General features: G+C 42.2%; 1 protein-coding gene. It reads right to left on the reverse strand.

The features are described from left to right. The coding region (locus PORUE0001_RS00985; RefSeq protein ID WP_007364580.1) for a hypothetical protein at nucleotides 1-198 on the reverse strand (198 nt) is incomplete at its 3' end. Nucleotides 199-1,040: the final 842 nt, after the last annotated feature.

Below are 1,040 nucleotides of genomic sequence, written 5' to 3' on the forward strand. Positions count from 1 at the left end.
AAAGTATATGGGTTTATCCGCTTTGAAGGTCAGCCTTTGCTCTATTGTTGGAAGCTCTTGATTTGGCTTCTCTCTTTTATTCTCGGAGTTAGGCTCTTTCCAAACGCTACCTCCTCCACCGCCACAAGCGGTTAGAAGAGTAGTTACTAACAGTCCACATAGTACTGTTGCTAGGCTCCATTTTTTTGTCTTATTCATATCTCTATTTTTGGTTTGTTGGTTATCTAGATTACTGTTCCTTAACCTTTTACGATTAAGATTATCTGCTTCATCTCTACTACAAAGATAACAAAAAACTCTGACACTACCAAGTTTTTTCTAGCTAATTTCTATCCGTAAAAGAGGATTTAGCTATCTATCCTCTTGTCTATATGGAAAATAAGTCGTATATTTGCCCCTGTGATGAAGAGAGAGTTTCCACCTCCTTCCACTGAGGTCTTTGAAAGTGCCTGTTTGGCTACAAAATGGCTACACGATGTTTCACGAAATTCGTAGTACCCTATAAACGAGATGTTTATAAAACCACTTTCGATTCTTCCGAAGTTTCATTTCATTCTTCCGAACTTTTATTTCCCGGTTCCGTGGAGAATTTTCGTTTGCTCCCTAGAGACTTCTGATTTCCTCAGGAGAGATTGGTCAGCCCTGTTTTGAATCAAGACTCTATTGCTCCGTTTCAAAACATTTTATACCTTTGCTTGGAGTGTGAAATCAGACCGAATGTGGACATAATAGACTCAAGTCATACTATCACGTCCGTGGTGACAGAGGTAAATGTTCTCGATCCATCACGGGAGAGAGCATGCCCACGAGAGCGCATTGTGACTACATTTGAGGAGGATTCACCAACCTCGTTTCTGAAGACAAGCTTAATACTTAAACAACCATACAATACTAAGGAAGACTAATGAATCACCTAACGAATCGACTGATCCTACGGATCCTCATTTCGCTCTGCCTCCTTGCGGTAGCCAGCCACGGTAGCGCACAGCAATCCTTCGGGGGCAGACCACAGCTACTCGGAGAGGGCACGCTACGTACCG

The sequence above is a fragment of the Porphyromonas uenonis 60-3 genome, assembly GCF_000174775.1.
GTDB classification, from domain to species: Bacteria; Bacteroidota; Bacteroidia; order Bacteroidales; family Porphyromonadaceae; genus Porphyromonas; species Porphyromonas uenonis_A.